Origin of the sequence: Enterococcus sp. DIV1279b (assembly GCF_050531515.1) — a bacterium.
Classification (GTDB): Bacteria; Bacillota; Bacilli; order Lactobacillales; family Enterococcaceae; genus Enterococcus_D; species Enterococcus_D casseliflavus.
This window is the reverse complement of record NZ_CP172891.1, coordinates 128,482-149,647: the sequence shown is the minus strand read 5'-3', so window position 1 is coordinate 149,647 and position 21,166 is coordinate 128,482. Positions and strand designations below refer to the sequence as shown.

General features: G+C 46.3%; 23 protein-coding genes. All 23 read right to left on the bottom strand.

Annotation, left to right across the window (positions count from 1 at the left end; translation table 11 throughout):
- Nucleotide 1: 1 nt before the first annotated feature.
- Nucleotides 2-1,423 carry a flagellar filament capping protein FliD gene (gene fliD / locus IGI71_RS00710; protein ID WP_430616065.1) on the bottom strand — a complete coding sequence of 474 codons (1,422 nt, stop codon included), beginning with the start codon at nucleotides 1,421-1,423 and terminating at the stop codon, nucleotides 2-4.
- Nucleotides 1,424-1,427: 4 nt separating this feature from the next.
- Complete coding sequence (locus IGI71_RS00705) at nucleotides 1,428-1,841, bottom strand: flagellar protein FlaG (RefSeq protein WP_086294353.1); 414 nt, start codon at nucleotides 1,839-1,841, stop codon at nucleotides 1,428-1,430.
- Between the two features lie 102 nt (nucleotides 1,842-1,943).
- Nucleotides 1,944-3,026, bottom strand: coding sequence for a flagellin (locus tag IGI71_RS00700; RefSeq protein WP_005226642.1), 1,083 nt, complete (start codon nucleotides 3,024-3,026; stop codon nucleotides 1,944-1,946).
- A gap of 137 nt (nucleotides 3,027-3,163) precedes the next feature.
- Nucleotides 3,164-4,084, bottom strand: coding sequence for a flagellar hook-associated protein FlgL (gene flgL, locus IGI71_RS00695; protein WP_016619541.1), 921 nt, complete (start codon nucleotides 4,082-4,084; stop codon nucleotides 3,164-3,166).
- A 3-nt stretch (nucleotides 4,085-4,087) separates the two neighbouring features.
- Complete coding sequence (gene flgK, locus IGI71_RS00690; protein WP_086294352.1) at nucleotides 4,088-5,611, bottom strand: flagellar hook-associated protein FlgK; 1,524 nt, start codon at nucleotides 5,609-5,611, stop codon at nucleotides 4,088-4,090.
- Nucleotides 5,612-5,622: 11 nt separating this feature from the next.
- On the bottom strand, nucleotides 5,623-5,979 hold the full coding sequence (locus IGI71_RS00685) for a hypothetical protein (RefSeq protein WP_005232752.1): 357 nt from the start codon (nucleotides 5,977-5,979) through the stop codon (nucleotides 5,623-5,625).
- Nucleotides 5,980-6,255 carry a flagellar biosynthesis anti-sigma factor FlgM gene (flgM, locus tag IGI71_RS00680; RefSeq protein WP_430616063.1) on the bottom strand — a complete coding sequence of 92 codons (276 nt, stop codon included), beginning with the start codon at nucleotides 6,253-6,255 and terminating at the stop codon, nucleotides 5,980-5,982.
- Nucleotides 6,256-6,350: 95 nt separating this feature from the next.
- The gene (gene fliY / locus IGI71_RS00675; protein ID WP_430616062.1) at nucleotides 6,351-7,409 is read right to left on the bottom strand and encodes a flagellar motor switch phosphatase FliY; all 1,059 of its coding nucleotides are present in this window, start codon (nucleotides 7,407-7,409) and stop codon (nucleotides 6,351-6,353) included.
- The gene (fliM, locus tag IGI71_RS00670; protein ID WP_430616060.1) at nucleotides 7,406-8,416 is read right to left on the bottom strand and encodes a flagellar motor switch protein FliM; all 1,011 of its coding nucleotides are present in this window, start codon (nucleotides 8,414-8,416) and stop codon (nucleotides 7,406-7,408) included. The genes fliY and fliM overlap by 4 nt, the downstream gene beginning before the upstream one ends.
- Nucleotides 8,417-8,433: 17 nt before the next feature.
- The gene (locus IGI71_RS00665) at nucleotides 8,434-8,823 is read right to left on the bottom strand and encodes a chemotaxis protein CheW (protein ID WP_430616059.1); all 390 of its coding nucleotides are present in this window, start codon (nucleotides 8,821-8,823) and stop codon (nucleotides 8,434-8,436) included.
- 19 nt (nucleotides 8,824-8,842) lie between these two features.
- Nucleotides 8,843-9,205, bottom strand: coding sequence for a response regulator (locus IGI71_RS00660; RefSeq protein WP_159161151.1), 363 nt, complete (start codon nucleotides 9,203-9,205; stop codon nucleotides 8,843-8,845).
- Nucleotides 9,206-9,219: 14 nt separating this feature from the next.
- Nucleotides 9,220-9,807 (bottom strand): chemotaxis protein CheC, encoded by a 588-nt coding sequence (locus tag IGI71_RS00655; RefSeq protein ID WP_005226634.1) that lies wholly within the window; start codon nucleotides 9,805-9,807, stop codon nucleotides 9,220-9,222.
- Nucleotides 9,804-11,855: a chemotaxis protein CheA gene (locus IGI71_RS00650; RefSeq protein WP_010748546.1), complete on the bottom strand. Its 2,052-nt coding sequence runs from the start codon at nucleotides 11,853-11,855 to the stop codon at nucleotides 9,804-9,806. The genes IGI71_RS00655 and IGI71_RS00650 overlap by 4 nt, the downstream gene beginning before the upstream one ends.
- A gap of 21 nt (nucleotides 11,856-11,876) precedes the next feature.
- Nucleotides 11,877-12,650: a CheR family methyltransferase gene (locus IGI71_RS00645; RefSeq protein WP_005226631.1), complete on the bottom strand. Its 774-nt coding sequence runs from the start codon at nucleotides 12,648-12,650 to the stop codon at nucleotides 11,877-11,879.
- Nucleotides 12,651-12,655: 5 nt separating this feature from the next.
- Nucleotides 12,656-13,666: a chemotaxis-specific protein-glutamate methyltransferase CheB gene (cheB, locus tag IGI71_RS00640; RefSeq protein WP_430616056.1), complete on the bottom strand. Its 1,011-nt coding sequence runs from the start codon at nucleotides 13,664-13,666 to the stop codon at nucleotides 12,656-12,658.
- 15 nt (nucleotides 13,667-13,681) lie between these two features.
- Complete coding sequence (locus tag IGI71_RS00635) at nucleotides 13,682-14,191, bottom strand: chemotaxis protein CheD (RefSeq protein WP_005226629.1); 510 nt, start codon at nucleotides 14,189-14,191, stop codon at nucleotides 13,682-13,684.
- On the bottom strand, nucleotides 14,163-14,666 hold the full coding sequence (locus IGI71_RS00630) for a chemotaxis protein CheW (RefSeq protein ID WP_074535612.1): 504 nt from the start codon (nucleotides 14,664-14,666) through the stop codon (nucleotides 14,163-14,165). The genes IGI71_RS00635 and IGI71_RS00630 overlap by 29 nt, the downstream gene beginning before the upstream one ends.
- 18 nt (nucleotides 14,667-14,684) lie before the next feature.
- Complete coding sequence (locus IGI71_RS00625; protein WP_005226627.1) at nucleotides 14,685-15,980, bottom strand: methyl-accepting chemotaxis protein; 1,296 nt, start codon at nucleotides 15,978-15,980, stop codon at nucleotides 14,685-14,687.
- Nucleotides 15,981-16,134: 154 nt separating this feature from the next.
- Nucleotides 16,135-16,845, bottom strand: a complete 711-nt coding sequence (locus tag IGI71_RS00620; protein WP_005226626.1) for a cell division ATP-binding protein FtsE — start codon at nucleotides 16,843-16,845, stop codon at nucleotides 16,135-16,137.
- A 12-nt stretch (nucleotides 16,846-16,857) separates the two neighbouring features.
- On the bottom strand, nucleotides 16,858-17,640 hold the full coding sequence (locus tag IGI71_RS00615) for a flagellar hook-basal body protein (RefSeq protein WP_430616054.1): 783 nt from the start codon (nucleotides 17,638-17,640) through the stop codon (nucleotides 16,858-16,860).
- A gap of 10 nt (nucleotides 17,641-17,650) precedes the next feature.
- Nucleotides 17,651-18,352 (bottom strand): flagellar hook-basal body protein, encoded by a 702-nt coding sequence (locus IGI71_RS00610; protein ID WP_061053556.1) that lies wholly within the window; start codon nucleotides 18,350-18,352, stop codon nucleotides 17,651-17,653.
- Nucleotides 18,349-19,056: a sigma-70 family RNA polymerase sigma factor gene (locus tag IGI71_RS00605; RefSeq protein WP_005226623.1), complete on the bottom strand. Its 708-nt coding sequence runs from the start codon at nucleotides 19,054-19,056 to the stop codon at nucleotides 18,349-18,351. Before IGI71_RS00605 ends, IGI71_RS00610 begins: the two co-directional genes overlap by 4 nt.
- Nucleotides 19,057-19,086: 30 nt before the next feature.
- Nucleotides 19,087-21,162 carry a flagellar biosynthesis protein FlhA gene (gene flhA / locus IGI71_RS00600; protein ID WP_005232779.1) on the bottom strand — a complete coding sequence of 692 codons (2,076 nt, stop codon included), beginning with the start codon at nucleotides 21,160-21,162 and terminating at the stop codon, nucleotides 19,087-19,089.
- Nucleotides 21,163-21,166 lie beyond the last annotated feature (4 nt).

The window sequence follows — 21,166 nt, the reverse complement described above, 5'->3', positions numbered from 1 at the left end:
CCTAGTTTGACGTATTGGCAAACTGATTGCTTAGGTAGCTCAGCTGATTTTCAGCCTCCATCATCACGGAGTCTAACTTGGTAAACATTGTGATGTAACGCTCTTTTTTCATTGCTAAAATATCATCAAACCGTGTGATCTGCTTGTTTAAATCCTTGATGGTACTGTCATAGGTCGCAGATTTGGTGGCAATGATCCCTTTATTGGCTGAAGTATTGACGACATAGCTGTTGGCTAATTCTTTTAGGGCTAGTGTATAGCCAGTCTCTTTCGTGCTCGCAGTGCCATCAGCTTCTTTGGTTTTCGTACTTGCATAAAAGAAAGACTTCACAGCAGCGGGATCTTCCGCTAAGGCTTCTTTTAGCTTTGTCGTATCCAATCCCAATGTACCATCATTATCGACGGTGGAGATGCCTAGCTTATTGGCGGTCAGCTTTGAGCCGCTGACGGCTGGAATGGTAATCAAATTTCGCAATTGGGTCTGTAGACGGGTCAACGCACTGTCTCCCACCAAGGTCCCCGTCTTGTTGTTTTCACTACTAGGATCTCCCACGGTCAAATTGTCGCCGATAAAACTCATCAAGCTATTGTATTGATCCACTAATCCTTGCACTGCATCAACGACTTTCGAGGTATCATTGGCTAAAGAAAGCGTCACATGCTCCTCGCTTTTTTTCGCTAACGTCAGCGTGACACCATCGATAACATCCGTCACACTGTTGCTGTCGCGAGTGATCTTCATGCCGTCTAGCTCAAAAATAGCCGGTTGGCCTTGCGTCGTTGTCGCAGTTGAACCGATCCCTAACCCTTCGGCAGCATTGCCGTCGATCAAGAAATTTTTGTCGCCCATTTTGGTGTTCGTTAAAATCAAACGGTTATCCACGATGCTCGCCGCGACGAAGGTCGTCTTGCTTTGGCTATTGATCTTGGCTGCCACATCTTTTAAGCTGTCTTCGGCCGTGATCTCGATCGAAGCGGTGATCGGTTTGCCATCTTCATCGACTTCCGAACTGGTCAATGACAGCTGACCACTGACGTTTAGGGCCGTTTTGCTGCTTTGAGCTACTTGACTTCCCGTCACCTTCGTGGCTGTTGCTAGTTGGTTGATTTTTAGATCATAGGTGCCTTCTGGAGCTTCCGTTGTTCCTGCAATTGAAGCGATGCTGCTATTGGTGGTCGTCGCTTTTTTCGTTTGATAAGCATCATCTTTTTGTAATACATCGACTTTTGACAAAAAGTTAGTCAAGCGAGTGCTGATATCACTCCATGCCGTTTTTTGTGCTTTAAGCGACGTGATTTTATTCTCAGCGCGGGTCTTGTTGATCGCATCTGCCGCCAATAATTTTTCAATATCTTCTGAAGTCACGCCAGAATAACTCCCTAGCGTTGTACTGATTCCTGAACTGCTGGTTACACTTGCCATGTTTTCATCCCTTTCGATCGACCGCGATGCCCATGTCATCCCATATTTTCCCAATCACATCTAGCATGTTGGCGGGCGGGATCTCTTTGATCACTTCGTTGGTCTGCATATCCACTAAACGCACCATCGTACGCCCTGTGCGCTCATGTACTTCATAAGCCAATTTCATATCTTTGCCAAGTAGTCGCTGATTCACTTCCTCCACGGAGGCTGCGATCTTGTGCTGATCGGCTACTGAAAAATAGTGGATCGGCGGTTCAGTGACCACTGTCTGTTCCTTTTTCTCCGCCAGTTTCCCCTCTTGGTGTTGCGGCTGAAGGTTGGCGTTCTCTTGATCTAGGGATTCGATCGGACGTGCTTTAGCGACCGACGCAACGGCTTCGATCGGGTGTATTCCTGACATTGGCTGAATATCCATCAGAGCTTCCTCATTTCTAAGCGTTTTTGTGCTGCTATGTAAAACACAAGAACTGCGCTTCCCCTAGGCAGTCCTTGTGTTAGTGGTTCACTTGATCAAAAATTATCCTTGTAACAAGCTCAATACGCTGTTAGGCATTGAGTTTGCTTGTGCCAACATTGAAGTTGCTGCTTGAGAAAGGATGTTGCTCTTCGTAAAGCTCATCATTTCTTGCGCCATATCAACGTCACGGATACGTGAGTTTGCTTCAGATAGATTTTCTTGCGTTGTACCTAAGTTGTTGATTGTGTGTTCTAGACGGTTTTGCGCCGCACCAAGATCCGCACGTTGTGCAGAAACTGCTTTGATCGCTTCATCGATTTTTGTGATTGGGTTGTTTTCAACGCTAACAGTTGCCGCTGCTGCTTTGCCTTCATCAGAAGCGGTAAATGTTGCTAAAGCATCATCGTATGTTTTTTGAGCTGTTGCTTTTGCTGTATCATCCGCTGCTGTATCGATGGCTGTTTGTAATTCAGCAACTGTTTTACCAGCTGCCGCATCAACTGTGCCGTCCGCTGCATATTTTGTTGTAGCATCTGCTTTGAAGGCAGTCGCTACTGCTTTATCTTTTGCTGCAGCAACAGCTTTGGCATCGCTTGTGTCAATGGCTTGTGTTAAATCTAAGCCTTTTACTTTCAAGGCAGATGAGCTCATGTTGTTGATTGAAACGCTCATTGTTTGGTTTGCGTTGGCACCGATTTGGAAAGTGAATGATTTCGCATCATCGCCTTCACCAGTTAACAAGCTTTTTGTATTGAATTCAGTGGTATTGCTGATACGGTCGATTTCATCAGACAATGCAGTGTATTCTTTGTTGATCGCACTGCGGTCGTCATCACTTAACGTACCGTTTGAACTTTGAACCGCAAGGTCACGCATACGGCCTAAGATGCTGTGGGTTTCATTTAATGCACCTTCTGCTGTTTGGATCAATGAGATACCATCTTGTGCATTGCTTTTTGCTTGTGACAAACCGCCGATTTGGCCTTTCATTTTTTCAGAAATTGCTAAGCCAGCTGCGTCGTCCCCAGCTTTGTTGATGCGTAAGCCTGAAGATAATTTAGACAAAGAATTGCTTTTAGAAGCATTTGCTGCCGTTAGGCGTGAGTAAGTATTCAATGCTGAAACGTTTGTATTGATTCTCATGTGTAGTTCCTCCTAATTTTTATTCGCTAAGGTTTCCCTCTGCTACTATTTATCGGAAGAAACCGTTCAGGGTTAAGCCTTTTTTCTAAAAAAAATAAAAAACTTTTGCTCCCGTCAAAGAACAAAAGTTTTTTGGGTTAATTTAAATAATCTAGAATGGACATCTGCATGATCTTTGTTCCCATTGCTAATGTTGAGCGGTAGGCAGTCATTTGATTTTGATATTCCATATACTTTTCCGCAATATCGACGTCTTGTTTGTTGGACAGTGTTTCGGTCAAGTTCAGCTTTTCCGTCTCATTTCGATCAGCTGCCGCCTCCAAGCGATTGTAGAGGGTGCCGATCTGCGCCCGTACATTCACTACATTGGTGGCATGCTGGTCATGAGCAGTTAAAAGCTCGCCCCCTAAGGCATCTTTATCATCACTGCGCAACGCAGACAACAAATCATTGAAGTAGGTGCTTAAATTTTGGGGATCCGTAGCGGTGCCCGTCTCGTTCATCAGTCGATCACCGCTGGCTAACAGATCCACTGAGACCCCATTTGCGATTTCTCGCGGCAAGTCTTCGCTGGTGCCATTGTATTTGATACCGACGATGGCGTCATTTTCTTTGACGATCTCAAAAGGCGCCGTCGTCGTATTCGTTCCGCTAAATAGATAGCGGCCATCAAAGTTGGTGTTTAATGATTCAACGATGCCTTCGATCTCTTGCTCGATCTCTGAACGATTTGCCCCTAATTCCTCACTGCCAGCTGTCGCATTGGCAGAAGATTGAACCAACGAGCGAATCCGCAGCATCGAAGTACTGACGCTTTCTAAAGCAGAATCTTGGGCTTTTGTCCAAGAAATACTGTCTTTGATCGTATTGTTGTAAGTTTTGTTTTGATTTAACGACACATTGAGATCCATGATTTTTGAAACCAGCAGTGGATTATCCGAGGACTTGCTGACTTCTTTTAAGCTCGATAGCTGATTCAACGTGGATTGGACTTTGGAGGCGTTGGTTCCTAGATTTCGTAAAAAATCATTGTAGGTGATTGAATTGGAAATACGCATGGTCTACACTCCTGTTCGATTGATCAATGTGTCTAACATTTCAGAAACGACCGATAATATGCGGGCATTGGCCTGAAATCCTTGTTGGAAACGAATCACATCTGACATTTCTTCATTTAATGAAACCCCAGACACCGATTGATTTTTGTATTCTAGTTGATTCAGCAGCGACAATTGGGCACTGACCGTATTGTCGGCTTGCTGTTTTGAGATTCCGTTTTTGGTGACGATGCTGTTAAAATAACTGCTGACACTCATGCCCGATGCTGCATTAGCAAACGTCAATGTCTCAGAATCAAAAGAAGCGATCGTCTTTTCTGACAACGGGAAATCCAATTTGGCACTGCTGAGTTTCGCCATTGCAGCAGCTCTTGAACCATCTCCTGCTGCATTGCTCGTTCCGCCGGTCACCAGACTTGGGTTATCTAACAGTGCTTGGCTGACCCGAATCGTCGTCGCTGTGCCGGTATCATCTTGGCCGATCTCAAATAGTCCGCTTGTGCGAGAAGCGCCGCCGGTAAAGACCATGTTCATGGCTTGCGCGATCGTCGATGTAAAGTTGTTCAATTCCGTCAAGCGGCTGCCGATCTCCCCAGATGATGCTTGCAGGCCTCCGATCGCGCCTTCTTTGATCGGCAATTCTGTATAGGCGGTTTCGCCATTGTCGGTGGTTTTCGTCAACAAGACGGTTCCAGCTGGATAAGACCCTGTGATGGTTTCGGCAGGATTCAAGGCGTTGCCGTCTTTGGAAACCAAGGCGCCTGTCTCGCTTTGTCCCACCACCACACTAAGGGTATTGCGTTCCTCCGCACTTAAGATCGTCTGTCCGCTCATGGATACAAACCCACGGCCATACTGATCGGTCTTGGTTTCGATCCCTGCTAGACCCGAGAGATCTTTCAACAGACTGTCTCGACGATCTAAAAGATCATTGGGTGTCTCACCACTCGTCGTCAACCCATAGATCTGTTCATTCAAGGATTGCAGCTGTTTGACCTTCTCATTGAAGTCCAGCGCGGATTTTTCGATGGTATCCAGCGTATCGCTTTGCAGCTGCGTCATTTGTTTGCCCATTTGGTTGATGGTATCGGCAAACGTACTGCTGTTTTCCAGCACAAGGGTCTTAGACGTATCCAGTTCAGGATTGTTGGCTAATGCGGTCCAAGAATCAAACATCGTTGCCAGCTGTTTGGACAGTCCGTTGTCAGAAGGCTCATTCATTAAACTTTCCAGCTGTCCTAATATGTCTGCTTTTTGTTCATAATATGTATAGGTAGAATTGGCATTGCGTACTTGTCCAATGACAAAATCATCGACGATCCGTTCGACACTGCCGACTTTCACACCCATACCGATGCTGCCGACACCCGCTAAATGATAAGACGCTTCGGCTTGCAAGTTGACTCGTTGTCTTGAGTAGCCGTCTGTATTGGTATTTGCAATGTTATGGCTGCTGGTTTGCAACGCTGCTTGATTGGCGGTCATGCCCCGGGTTGCGGTGCCTAATGAACCAAATAGTCCTGTCATAGAAGTACTCCTTACATTTTTTGATCGATGATCGCTGTTGAGACAGCTTGTTTTTCTTGGTATTTCGAATACGTATTTGCCGGTGTCTTGATATTTTCTTTGACTGCATCCATCAAAACAGTTTGGAAACTAATGGCTTGCTCCGTCAGCAGGAGATTTTCGGCTTGCTGCACTTGGATCTGGCGGATGAGTTCTTTGATCGTCACTGAAAGAGTTCCTTCATACGTGGAAAAAACGGGTACGAAGGCGGTTTTTTTCTCGACGAGTTCTGGTAATTTTTCTGCTTGATTTTTGATCAAGCAGGTCTTTTCTTTTTGCAGCAACCGCAAGAACTGCTGAAGCTGACGCTCAAATTCCCGTTCTGTCATCTAGTCGACCTGCTTTTCATCTTGTTGCAGCATTTTATCTGCGATCGTTTCGGCAGAAACTTGGTAGGTGCCTTCTTTGATCGCTCGTTTCAATTCTGCCACTCGCTCACTGCGACTGGCTGTTTGATTGGCACTCTTTTGAATGGCTTGAGCTGTTTCGGACAATTGAACATCGACGGTTTTTTCTGTCTGAGCAGCAGATGGCTTTTCTTGTTTGACCGCTTCACGTTTGATGGTCTTGTCGCTGTATTCTGCGTAACCTCTTTCGATTTTCATAGGTTCTCCTCCGTTCTCATTCTTCTACCCTCTACTATCGGTCAAATCACAAAAAAGTTAAACCCATATGTTTAACTTTTTGCGATTTCTTCAAATTAATGCAAATTGTGGATGCGTTGTTTTTGCGAAAGAATGTTGGTGATCCGCACACCAAAGTTTTCATTGATGACCACGACTTCCCCAGTGGCGATCAGTTTGCCGTTCAACAAAATCTCTAGCGGTTCATCCGTCAGTTTTTCCAGCTCGATGACGGACCCCGTATTGAAAGATAAAATGTCTTTAATGGTTTTTTTGCTGCGGCCTAACACGACACTTAGATCCAATGGCACATCAAGAATCAAGTCCAAATTATCCCCATCGCTCACTCCGCTGGAGGCCAATGTTTGAAACGCAGGTTTGCTGACTTCCACGGGCTTTGATGCAGCCGCTGGTTCTGGCGTAGGTGCAGCAACGGGTGCCGTTGGCTGCGGTGTTGGTGTTTCCCGAGTAACGACAGTCGCTTCGTCTGAGAGCATCGCACTGGCGATATCGTTGACCACAAGATCCGTAAAGATCTGCATGATTTTGCTTTCGATCAAACCTTCGACGCGCAAAGAAAATGAGATACAGTAAATCTCTTCCTCTGCCTCGATCCCGCTATACTCAATGTTTTCTGGTGTCTCCCATAGTTTGACGATCGGCGGCAAGATATCCACTTTGCGGCTGATCATCGTTGCCATCGAAGTCGAGGCAGTCCCAATCATTTGGTTCATAGCTTCTGCCACAGCACTTAGCTCTAATTCCGTAAATTGAGTGTTGCTGGTTTCACCAGTTCCACCCATCATCAAATCGGCGATCACGATGGCATCTTTGACTTCTAATAGCATCAAATTACTGCCTAAAAGGCCTTCTTTAAATTCAACTGTCGTCGCTACTTTTGGTGCAACGAGGTCGTTTAAGATCTCACCAAATTTGATTTTAGACACCCGGGGAGTCGTGATGCTGACCCGACGATCAAGAATGGAAGATAACGTCGTCGCCGCTTGCGACATGGAGATATTGCCAACTTCGCCGATAATGTCGACTTTGACTTGCTCTTCTAATCCTTGTGGCTGGGCTGGGGCACTTTGATTCAACAATGCATCGATTTCTGCTTGGGATAAACGTTCACTCATAGTTCTTGCTCCTCTTCTAACTTGTCTAATAATTCAATGGCTAAACGGTCCTCTTGCTTCCCAGGTTTTGCTCGGAAGTAAGGTTTTCCATCGATGAAAGTCTCCAATGGTTCAGTAATTTTTTTGTCTAGTTTGATGACATCGCCTTCTTCTAAGTGGAGAAACTCAGAAAGACTCATTTGAGCATGGCCCAGCAGAACTTCTAAATTCAAACCGACGCCATTCAAACTTTTTTGCAACTCGCGGCTATCGTCTTGGTTGACTGGCTGATTGCTATCAAACCAATTGCGGAAACTTAATTTATCAATGATCCCTTCAAAGAAGACATAAGGGATACATAGATTGATAAAATGTTTCACTTCAAAAATTTTGATAGTAAAGGTCACTAACACGACGGGTTCGTTGGGCGACATGTTTTGCATCAATTGCGGATTCGTATCGATTCCATCCAAAACCGAATCCAAGGCAACGATGTCCTTCCAAACATTTTGGTAGACCCGTACAAATTGTTCCACCACTTCTTCCAAGATTGCTGTTTCAATATCAGTAAAACTTTTTTTCTCGCTAAAATCCATTTCGATCGGCTTGTTTTGATAGACATCCAAGCCGCCGCACAACAACTCCACCAACATCATACACAGTTGTGGGTTCATCTCGATCATTTGAATCCCGCTCAAAGGCTGCGAATGAAAGAGCCCCAACAAAGTAAATTTTGGTATCGAATGGATAAATTCGTCATAACTGACTTGTTCGATAGCTGCCAACTGCAAAGAAACATTGGTCCGCAGTTGGGTAGAAAGCATGCTACTGCTCATCTTCGAGAAATCCTCGAAGATCATGTGCAGGGTATTGACGTATTCTTTCGACAGCTTTGTTGGTCGGCGAAAATCGTAGGCTTTCACTTTGGCTTGTTTGTCTTCTATCTCAATAATTTCTTGATCGATCTCTCCGCTGCTCATCGCATTCAACAATAAATCAATCTCTTGCTGCGTCAATACCTGATCCACACTAATCCCCCATTTTTTTAAAAAATCATGTGATCGATTTGAATCACACTGGCTACTTTTTCACCGATCGTCACGACCCCAACGGCATGTTCTGTCTCTTGATTGCTTAGTTGGATATCGTCTTCGGTGATATCAAGAACTTCAATTACTTCTTCTACGAGGACCCCTTTGGTCTCCTCTTGCTTCTTCATGATCAATATGTTTTTTTCGTAGGCTGGTTCCATGATGGGAATCAATTTTGCCAAACGAATCACCGTTAAGACAGACCCCCGCAGATTGATCAACCCTTCCACCCACTCTGGTGCTAAGGGCACCTTCGTAAAAGAAGGGGCATCAATGACCTCGTCCACCGAGTCCGCCGAGATCAAATAGTACTGCTGAGCCATTTTGAAAAGAATCATCTGCATGTCGCTATCCTCCTAGGCATTAGGCAAAGGCTTTGTCGATGGCAGTGATTACGCGGTCCGTGTCAAAGGGCTTCACGATAAAGTCCACCGCACCGGCGCGAATCGCATCCATCACCATTCCTTGTTGTCCCATGGCACTGCACATTACGACTTTGGCCTGCGTATCAAACGTGCGGATCATTTTTAATGCCTCTAAGCCATCCACTTCTGGCATCGTGATATCCATGGTCACTAAGTCTGGTGTCGTTGCTTGGTATTTTTCAAAAGCCTCTTGGCCATTTTGGGCTTCCCCCACGACTTCATAGCCGTTTTTTTCTAAAATATCCTTTAATTTCATGCGCATAAATACCGCATCATCCACGATCAATACTTTTTTTGACATTGTATTTGCCCCTTTCAAATTCCTAATGAATCAAATATGTTTTCTAGTACACCGATTTCTGGAATCAAAAATAACGATGCCTCTAATGTTTCTTTGGCGTAGACGAACTCATTACGGATTACCATCACCTGCTCATCATACTGGGCCATCGCCAAATAGATGGAGCTGATCGCTGCGCCAAAGAAATCATAGCTGGCGCTTGGTAAAGACGCACTCAGCTGGGTTTCCAACAGTTGCCCGATCGCGATCAAAAAAGAATTGGTAAGGATGTTGGTCAACTCGTTGATGACCGATTGCTTCAATTCTTCAGACGGATCGCTTTCTTGGATCATCAACTGACGCAATTTTGCGGCGGATTCATCCGTTAAGACAAACAAGAAGATCCCTCGAAATGCCCCTTCGATCTGGCTCATCACCACATGAACTTCTTTGTCTTCCGCCATGATCTGCTGATACAGGTCCTCATACGCTAGAATCTCGACTTCCGGTACCCGCATATCGATCGGTTGTTGGACGAGCTTTGATAAACTAGTCGCAGCGTGACCACCGCCGATATTGATCAGTTCTTTTAGACCATCGATCTGCAGCGCTGTATAGCTCATAAGCGGTCATCCTTTTTTTCCTGACAGATGGCATGAATGTCTAGGATCAATGCGATCGAGCCGTTGCCCATAATCGTTGCTCCTTGATAGCGATTCAGCTTTTGCAGCAATGGATCGATTTTCTTGATGACGATTTCTTGCTGGCCGATCAGCTCATCTGCCAAAATGCCGTGAAACTGCTGGTCATTGTTGACGATGATGGCGAATTTTTTCTCAGATGGATCGCCTTCGATCGCTAAGAGTTGATCGGTCCGAACCAAGGGAATCAACTCCTCTTGAAAACGATAGACCTCATCCGAGACCGTCTGGATGATCTCTTCTTCTTTGACCATCACCACGCGTTCGACGAGATTTAGTGGGATCGCAAAGGTTTCTGCTCCGACGCGAACCATCAACGCTTGAATGATCGACAGAGTCAATGGCAATTTGATCACAAACTGCGTGCCTTTATTTGGCTGGCTCTTCATTTCGATCGTGCCCCCTAGTTGGGTGATCTTGGATTGCACGGCATCCATCCCGACACCGCGCCCAGAAATGTTAGTCACTTCTTGTGCCGTTGAAAAACCAGGATGGAAAATCAACTGCTGCAACGCTTCATCGGAAAGGCCTTCCGTTGCTAACCCTTTCTTTTCAGCACTTGCTTTGATTACTTGCGGATCAAGGCCTTTGCCATCATCCTCTAAAGTAATGATTACGCGATTGCCTTCTTGGTAGGCCGCCAAACGAATCGTGCCCTTGCGCGGTTTGCCCAGTTTTTCCCGAACATCGGGTGCTTCGATGCCGTGATCGACAGAATTACGCAATAGATGGACCAGAGGTTCACTCAACTCAGAAACCACTGTTTTATCCAATTCCGTTTCTTCCCCAAAAATGACAAGTTCCATTTCCTTTTGCAGTTCATTGGATAAGTCCCGAACCATTCGCGGAAAGCGACTGAAGACGACATTGACTTGCTGCATGCGGATCCGCAAGACCAAATCTTGCAGCTCAGAGGTCAATCGTGAAACTTGCTCTAAGGGGTCTTTGACTGCTTCGATGTTTTCCCGCTCACTGACATCTTCTAATTGATTGCGATAGACCACCAATTCGGACACGAGATCCAAGAATGAATCTAAGCGATTCAAGTCGACTCGGATCGATTGATTTTGGGCGGACGCATGATGCGCGGGCGCCGGCGATTTTTCTTTCGTTTCTGTTGTCGCTTGCTGAAGAGCAGAAGTCTCTGACTCTGGGGTCGGCACTGGTTGAAGCAGCTCTTCTGCCTCCTCCAACACAGCAGCTGAAGGATCAAACGGTGCCACCACGAAGGCTTCGATCTCACTGTTGCTGGCGATGTTTTGCTCGACATCAGCCAGTGTTTGCTGCGTCAAATACAGCAGTGAAAAATCTGATTCAAAGGTGCCTTCTTCAAGTGTTTGGGCATCTGGTTCTGTATAGAGAACATCCCCTGCTTGGCCAAGCTTTTCCATGATCAAGAAGGCACGAGCACCTTTTAACATGGATTGGGCATCTAAGCGAACAGCAATTTGGACCGCTTGATAGCCATCTCCAGCCGCTTGCTCGATCACATACAGATCAGAAGGATCGATCTGTTGAAGCTGTGGGGTTAACGCGCCCACTGCGGTGGGGTTTTGGCTTGCTTCTGTCTCGGTTGATATACCGCCAGAATGTTCCGTTTGGTCAAGTTCGGCCAATAAATCGGCAATTTGAGCTGGCTGCAGGTCGCGTTCTTCCCGCAAGTCCTCCACAAGTTCTGACAGGCGATCCAGACATTTGAAAATCAATGAGATCGATTGCTGGGTCACTTGCAAGGTCCCAGTTTTAAATAACTCAAAAATATTTTCCATTTTATGGGTCAGCTGCGTCATGACGTCATAGCCCATCGTTGCCGCCATCCCTTTAAGGGTATGGGCAGAACGGAAAATATCATTCAGCAAGGCGCTATCTTTTGGATCGTTTTCCAATTGCAAGACATGATCATTCAACTGTGCTAAATGATCGTCTGTTTCTTCAAAGAAAAGGGTACGATAGACACTATTGTCATCCAAATGGGTCCCTCCTTTACAAAATTATACTTTTTGATAGATAAACGAATCGATTTTCTTGAGGCCGAATTGTTCCGCAAAATTGATCGTTTCTGTCGCTCCCGTAAACAAAATGCCCCCTGGGACCAATGCATCGCTGAATTTTTGATAGACGGCATCCCGAGCATCACTTTTGAAATAAATCGTCACATTGCGGCAAACGATCACATCAAAAGGCCCATTGTACGGGTCTTTCAAAAGATCGTGTTGCTTAAAATGAACCCGCCGTTTGATTTCTGGTTTGATCTGAAATTGGTTCTTTTCTTTTGCATCAAAAAAACGGGTACGTTCTGCCGCTGAGACATTCCGCAATTCGTGGTCTCGATAGAGTCCTTGCTTGGCTTTTGCCAAAATTTGCGTATCGATATCGGTAGCCAAGACATTGGCTGCGGCAATTTGGTTTTTTTCTAACAGCATCGCGATCGTATAGGGTTCTGCCCCAATCGAACATGCGGCACTCCAAATTTTGGGCAGCGTGGTTTTCGGGAGAACAATGGTTTTCAAGACGCGTTCAAAGGCGTCAAACAGTTCTTTGTTGCGATAAAATTCCGTTACGTTAATGGTGATATGGGCTAAAAAAGCCGCCCGCACCCCGTCATCGCCTTCGATCAATTGCTGGTATTCCCTCAACGTTTTTGCCCCGCTGTTTTCCATGATCGTAAGGATGCGGCGCTGCATTTGATTTTCTTTGTATGCGGCTAAGGGAATCCCTAATCGGCGATCCACCCACGCATTAAATAAGGCAAATTCTTCTTCCATCTTCTTCACCTGACCATCTGTGCAATTTTTGCTTCAATGCCCTGCAATGGCAGGACTTCATCTACGACTCCTTGTTCAATGGCATACCGCGGCATCCCAAAGACTGTACACGTTTCTTTGTCTTGAACGATCGTATAGCCCCCAGCCGCTTGGATCTGTCGTAAGCCAGCGGTGCCGTCTTTTCCCATCCCCGTCAAAACCACTGCCGCTAGTTGCGGGCCATAGTAGTCAGCTGCTGAGGAAAAAAGATAATCGACGGTTGGCCGCGTCCCATGCCGTTTTTCTCGCTGGTCCAGCTGCAGGTGCCCTTGTTGGACGGTCATGTGGTAATCCCCTGGACAAAGATACACTTGATTTTCGATCCGCATGCCGTCGACTGCTTCTTGTACTCGAACGGTTGTCTCTGTGTCTAAGCGTTTTGCAAAGGAAGCCGTGAAGCCCGCTGGCATATGCTGAACGATCAAAATCGGGCAACGCAAACGTGCAGGCAGACGGCGAATAATTCCCAGCAAAGCACGGGGTCCGCCTGTTGAAGCACCAATGACTAGCGCATCAAGTGATACCGGCAAGCTGTTTTGTGTCAGCTTAGTGGGCTGGGCAATCGTTGGTACTGGCGGGTGAACCGTACCGACTTCATGATCCATCGCCAAAATCTTTTGATGAAATTCAGCGATCCATTCTTTTTCGATCATCGATAGACTGACGGGTTTTTCCACAAAATCTCGGGCGCCAAGCGCCAAAGCCTCAATCGTGGTTTCTTGATTGGTTAATGAACTAAGCATGATGACGGGAATGGCTGATTGCTGTTTCATCCTCCGCAAGGTCTCTAATCCGTTCATCACTGGCATCTCCACATCCATTACTACCAAATCGATCGCTTCTTTGGTCAGATAGTCCAATGCTTGTTTGCCATTGCGGGCAGCGACGGTCACCTCGATTTCAGGCAGCTGATTCAATAAATCTGTCACTACTTTCCGCATGAATGCCGAATCATCGACGATCATTACTTTTTTCATGTCCCTGTACTCCTTTTACAAATAAACGATTTCTTGTTTGACTTGCCGAACCATGGTCTTGAAATCCTGAAGATCCACGATCATCGTTCGACCAGCGCTGCCGCCAACATGTTTGGCTACGATCGGAATGTTTAGCCGAGCCAAGACTTCCTCGACGGCTTCAATATTGCGCTGACCAATATTGCTGGCAGCGTTAAGCGTCTGGAACTGAAACATATTGGCGCCGCCAACGATTTTCGCTTGAAAGCGAGGCCGACGGATCTTTTGTTCCAGCTCAGCCACCATCGCTGGCAATGCCAAGTCCGCAAACTTCTCGGGCTTGATTTCCCGCTTGTGCAAAAAAGGCTGACTATCTGGCAGCATAATATGACTCAAGCCGCCGATATGACTGGCTTCATCGTAAATGATCGTGCCGATGCAAGAACCTAAACCCACCGTGATCAAACGCGTCGGCGCTTGGGCGATCTTATACTCCGAGATCCCCACATGCAGTTCCTCATTCACGGTCATCATTGTCATGGTCATTGACGGCTGCCAATTCCTCTGTCTGATAGGCGTCTAACTCCGCCGTCATCTCAGCGGCTTGTTCATAGCTGAAGAGAAACGGCAGCTCCAATGCCAGCACAAGTTCATCGTCTTTTTTCAGAAAGGCTTCGATATAGTTTTGCTTGAGTCCTGATGTATTTAGTTCCGCATTGCTAGGACTTTCAACTAGCGGTAAAATGCCGACGATCTCTTCCACGTAAAGGCCGATCGCCTGCTCTTGCCAGTGACACAACAAGACCACATTTTGCCCAGTTTCCGGTGTAAATTCATCAAACAGCTTTTTGCGGATGTCAATGATCGGCACCATTGCCTCTTCAAAAGGCTGGATCCCCAGCACGAAATCCGCCACTTCCGGCAGCTGTGTAAAAGAAGCAGCCTCAATGACCCGTACCACATAGTCGATACGCAAGGCAAAGAGTTGTTGATGACTTTTAAATACAACGTATTGTTCCATTGGCGTCACTGCTCCTTTTTAGAATTTGAAACTATCCACTTGGAATTTAAGGATAGTGGCGATCGTTTCGATCTCTTGCACATTCCGTTCAAAGTCTTCGATGACTAAGTAGAAGTCTTCTAAGTTTGCCGTTACTTCTTGGGTGCCGGCAGAGGTTTCCGAAACAGCAGCCGAAATGTTGCTGACGGAAACTTGAACCATGTCTTTTTTCTCAACGATCCCAGTAATATGGGCTTCCACGGCTTGAATACTTGAAACCAATTTTTCGACAATATCAGAGATCTCATTGGCTGACTCGATCGCTTTGTTGATATTGTTGGTTTGTTTTTCGCCGCTTTCAAAGGAATCCGTCACTGCAGAGACCACTTTTTCCGATTTTTTGCGGATCGTTTCAATGATCGAACGAATGCTTTTCGTTGATTGACTGCTTTGTTCCGCCAAGCTGCGGACTTCTTCCGCAACGATGGCAAACCCTCGGCCCGCTTCTCCAGCTCGAGCTGCTTCAATGGATGCATTCAATGCCAGTAAGTTGGTCTGATCAGAAATGTCATTGATCAGCTGAACGATCTTACCGATGCTTTGGACATCTTCGTTCATGTCGTTCATGCTTTCTACTAATTCTGCTTGGTTTTGCCGTTCGATCTCCCAGCTTTCAAACACATGGAACATCATTTCTGAATTGTGGACATTGCTGCTTTGGGATTGACCGACATAGCCGTTCATCAATTCGATCTCTTTGTGGATCTCTTCGATACTTAAGGCTAGCTCGTCCATATCAAAGGAGGTTTGTTCCGCTTCGGAGGCTTGTGAACTAGTGGCATCTGCGATGGCATTCATCGTCTGACGCACATTTTCAATTGAATTTTTGGCATTTTTTGAGGTTGTCGTTAGGCCGCCTACCATTTTCTCCATTCGGCTGCTTTCTTCGTGCATGCCAACGATCACCGCTTTGAAGGTGTTTAAAACCCCTTGAAAACGATTTTGAACTTGCCCAAAAAGAGAAGTCTGGTCGCTGCTGCCGATCTCATCGATATGCGACAGATCGCCAGAACCGACTGCTTCTAGTTCTGTCAATAACGTATCCATGCCCGAGTGGGTCTCTTTTTTTACCAAATAGGTCATTCCTACTAACACTGCGATTTCTAGCAGCAGTACGATTACTGAAAAAATAAAAAAACTTTTTGCTGCTTGTCCGTCTCCGTGGGTGCGGATCACGAAGAAATAGCATCCTAATAATACGATCAGGGTAAATCCTAGCGGAATCAACGCCGCCAAGCGGATTTTTTTGATGATAGCTTGTACCTTCTTCTTCATAACAGTATCCTTTCCTATGCAAAATGATCAGTCGTGCTGTTTATCAAGATTCGCTCTTCACTTGATAATCGTTGGGTCACTCCTTCTTTATCCGATTATGAAAACAATCTTCTAGTTCTTTAATCGGATCTTTTGCTAGAAAAGTTAAGCATCTTCACCAGACATATGTATCTTTTGGATCAGCAAAGCGCGTATAGCCGCCTTGATATTCATCACGAACCAAGCGACCGTTTTGCAGCTCGACCACCCGATTACGGACCGTATTGACCATCGTACTGTCGTGGGTCGCCAAGAGGATCGTGGCACCGACTTGATTGATCCGCAAGAGTAGTTTCATGACTTCGACGGCTGATTTGGCATCCAGATTGGCGGTGGGCTCATCGGCGATCAAGACTGCTGGCTCTGTGACGATCGCCCGCGCGATCGCTACTTTTTTGCGCTGTCCCACGGAAAGCTCCTCAGGATAGTGATCCTTTTGAGGAAACATGCCCACCAGTTGCAGCGCTTTGGCGGTTTTTTCCTGACGCAGCTTGCGGGGAGTGCCTAGTACTTGCAGCGCATAATCGACGTTTTTGGCAACCGTCAGATAAGGAAGCAAAAGATCTTCTTGTCCGACGATACCGACTTGTCGTCGAACCATATAGAGATGACGGTCTTTGAGTTGTTCCAACAAGACATTGCCGACTTGGATAGAACCAGCCGAAAGCTCTTCTTCTTTCAAGAGCAATTTGAATAAGGTCGATTTGCCCGCACCGCTGGGACCCACCACATAGATAAATTCTCCTTGAGGGATCGCAACAGAAATATCGGCCAATGCCAACGTGCCATTGCTGAATTTTTTACTGACCTTGGTTAAGCGAATCATGTTCTTTCTCCTCTAATCTGTAAAACGATTGATCACGGACCACATCTCATCGGCTGTCTGCATGGCTTTCGTATTCAATCCATACGCACGCTGGGTCGTTAACAAGTCTGCCATGGACGTCGCTAGATCCACCGTCGACTGTTCTAACTGTCCTTGCAAGACGCTGCCAAAGGCTGCTGGATTGGTTTGCGAAGTAAGCAACGCTTGATCACCGGCACGGTACAGTTGGTTGCCCACTGGTGTGATGTTTTCTGTATTCGTCGGCTGATAAAGGGTCAGCTGTCCCAACACGCGAGTCTGGCCATTTTCTTCCGTCGTCAGCTGACCGCTGGCATCTATTGCGATTTGCTGCGCATCTGGCCACTGAGGGGTTGGTACGTTTGTGGTCATTGCCACAGGGTACCCTTCACTATTGACTAATTGCTTGTTCTCACTTAAATGAAAATTGCCTGCTCGACTCAGCAGCAATTGACCAGTTTGGTCCCGGACCCCGAAAAAGCCGTTGCCTTGGATCGCGAGATCTAATGGCTGAGCAGTGCCCGCCAGATTGCCTTGGGCAAAACTGGTAGTCGTAGTCGCTTTTGCCCCCATTGACGCACCATATTGGGCGGCGTTGCCATTAAATAGCGTTTCTTCTGCACCGATGGCATTTTCCATCAATGCTTGAAAATGGGTCGTTTGTGCTTGGTAGCCATTGGTATTGACGTTGGCGATGTTGTTGGCTGTCGTATCTAAGTTTGTTTGCAAATGATTCAACCCAGAACGGCTGATTCCTAATAATCCACTGATATTCATTGACTCATCCTCAAATCTTTCCTAATTCGTTGACCGCTTTTTGCAATGTCTGATTCGTTGAACTCAAGGCTTTCTGATTGGCTTCAAATTCGCGAGAAGTCTGGATCATCGCCACCATTTCATCGGCAACCGCTACATTGGCTTGTTCTAAGGCACCTTGCTGGATCACGGGTGCATTCACCGTGGTTCCTGCTGCGTTGCTAGTCACATAGTTTTGACCAGCTGTAGTCAATGCTTCTGGGGGGAATGTTTGGATCTGAAAGTTCGCTGGTCCCAAGGCGCTGACTGCTTGTCCATTGGCACCCAAGACAAGATAGCCTTCTTGTGTCACGTATTGATTCTGCTGATTGACGGTAAAGTCGCCATTTCTCGTATACAACCGCTGCCCCGCATTGTTTTGAACGACAAAGTAGCCTTCGGAAAGCAGTGCAAAATCGCTGGCTTGTCCCGTCTGTTTGACGGCGCCTTGGTCTTGACTGATGGTACTGCCTGCCAATTGGGTCCCTAAAGACAATCCACCGATATCACGGCGGGTATCCGCATTGGGCCCGCTTTGGTAATTATGCAATGCGACTTCATCTAGCGCCGACTGGAACAAAGTTTTTGCTTGATACCCTGTTGTATTGACATTGGCAATATTGCCGCTCGTCGTCTCTTGTCGCTTTTGTAATAATGAAATGTTCCGTGATAAGACATCCAATCCTCGAATCATGCCAGTTCCTCCTCAATCAATGTGCGCAATTTGGCAATCGTTTTGCCATGAATTTGTGAAACTCGCGGAATCGAGACTTCTAAGATTTCAGCGATTTCTTTTAACGTCAGTTCTTCGGTATAGTACAAACTTAAAATCAATTGTTCCCGTTCCCCTAATTTTTTGATGCACGCCACCAAGGCGGTGCGTTTTTCTTCAGCGACCAAGGTCTCTTCGACATTTTCGGCTGGATCCCGAACCATATCTTTTAAGGTCATGCCTTCTTCTTGGTAAGCAAACAAGGTATCTTCCAAAGAGACGCTGGCTAAGTAGTGCAGACTCTCATAAATATCCGCTAGTTGACTTTGGTTGATTCCCAGCTGTTTGCAGATCTCGGTGTCGGTCGCTTCTCTTTTGAGGCTTTGCTCCAACTCTTGCCGTGCTTGATAAAACTGATTGACTGCCGCCATTTTGTATCGGGAGATTTTGGCGTGCTTGCGTACTTCATCAATAATTGCCCCTTTGATGCGAATCGCTGCATAGCTTTCAAAAGGAACTTTTTTTGAGGGATCGAATTTCCGCAAGGCATCCATCAGCCCAATCACCCCAATATTGTAGAGATCGCCTGATTCATAATCGGCGGTTTTGATAGACAGGCGCTGAACCACCCGTTCCACTAGCGGCAGATACTTGATGATCTCCGCTTCTCGATCGACTTCATACATCGGCGATGCCCCTTCCTAAGAAAATTCTGCTTAAATGTCAATACTGCCCACCGTTTCGATCGCAATTTCATTGGGAATCTCATTTAGAGAAAGAACGGCGATATCTGGAAAATTAAAAACGATCATTTTTTTGAATGCTAACCGGATCTTAGGCGATGCCAGAATCACGAAATTGATATTTTGAGCGATCGCCGCATGTTGGATCCCACTGATGGAATCCAACAGCTTGGTCACGGTATCTGGTTTTAAGACCGGGTACGAGCCAGTTGCGGTTTTTTGGATACTTTGAGCGATGATTTCTTCTAGTTTCGGCTGGATCACCGCCACTTGCAGCTCGTGGTTCTCATTGGCATACTTGGCAGCGATCGTCCGTTTCAATGCTTGGCGGACATATTCTGTCAAAACTTCTACGTCTTTCGTGACAACGCCGTAATCGGCTAACGTTTCTAAGATCGTTGCTAAGTCATTGATGGGAATTTGCTCATCCAATAAATTTTGTAAAACTTTTTGGACCTCGCCGAGCCGCAAGATATCGGGGATCAATTCATCGATCACGACATTGTACTGCTCTTTGATGCCCTCCAATAATTTCTTGACTTCTTGGCGACCTAACAGCTCTGGTGCATGGGCATAGATGATTTCTTTTAAGTGTGTTGCGATCACGGTCAACGGCTCGATAATCGTAAACCCTTGCAGATCCGCCATCTCCTTATCGGATTCATCAATCCACATAGCATCCAGATGAAAGGCTGGTTCTTTTGTTGCGATTCCTTGAAAAGGAAACGGCTCTTCATTCGGACTGATCACCATGACTTTATTCGGGTAAATATCGCCGCGGCCGACTTCGTTGCCGCGGATCTTGATCACGTAATCATTGGCATCCAAATAGAGATTGTCGCGAATACGAACGGGACTGACTAAGATCCCTAATTCTCTAGCACTCTGTTTACGGATCGCCACGATGCGGTTCATCAAGCTGTTGTCGATCGAACTATCCACGATAGGGATCAGACCATAACCGATTTCCACTGAGATTGGTTCCACTTGGAAGGAAGCCACGGAATCGTCTTCTTCCTGTGCTTCTTTTTTGCGTTCCAGTGCCAATTTTTGTTCCCATTGTTTTTGTTCCACTCGCTGCTTTTCTTCTTTTTGCGTCACCAGAAAGCTGGCTGCGAAAAGGCCTAAGCCAATCAACACAAAAGGCACAAAAGGAAACCCAGGAACTAAGGCTAAGACGAAGAGAATCGCCCCCACGATCCGAAACAGTTGGGGATTACGCATCACATCTGCCGCAATATCCAAACCAAAGGAACTATCGTTATCAGAACGAGTCACGATCACCCCAGAAGCAATCGAAATCAATAAAGAGGGAATCGAGCTGACCAAGCCATCCCCGATCGCCAGTTTCCCGAATTGGGCGAAGGCTTCCATGACGGTCATTTGTCCCCCCATGGAGAAAATGATCGCCCCGCCGACTAAATTGATAACAGTGATCAAGATCCCTGCGATCGCATCCCCTTTGACAAACTTGCTGGCACCATCCATCGAACCAAAGAAATCAGCTTCTCGCTGCAGATCTTTTCGTCGTTTGCGGGCATCCGCTTCCGTGATCAAACCGGCATTTAGGTCGGAATCGATCGCCATTTGCTTGCCGGGCATCGCATCCAATGTGAAGCGAGCAGTCACTTCTGAGACACGCCCTGCACCATTGGTCACGACGACTAGCTGAACCACCATGATGATCACGAACAAAATGATCCCCACGATGTAATTGCTGCCGGCAACGACATTGGCGAAGGCATCGATCACGTGTCCACCATTTCCTTGGGTCAAGATCAACCGTGTGGAAGATAGGTTCAAACCTAAACGAAACATCGTTGTGATCAGCAGCAAGGTTGGAAACGTAGTGAATTCCAACACTGATTTGGTAAACAGGGTGATCAGTAAAATGTTGATCGCGATCGTCAAATTGATAATGATCAGAATATCTAATAGTGCACTCGGTAATGGAATAATAATCAAACCAATAATAGCTAGGACGATCACCGAGATTAAGATATCCGCCAGACCAATGCCTTTTTTCGGTTTTGAGGCAGCCTCATTCATTTTT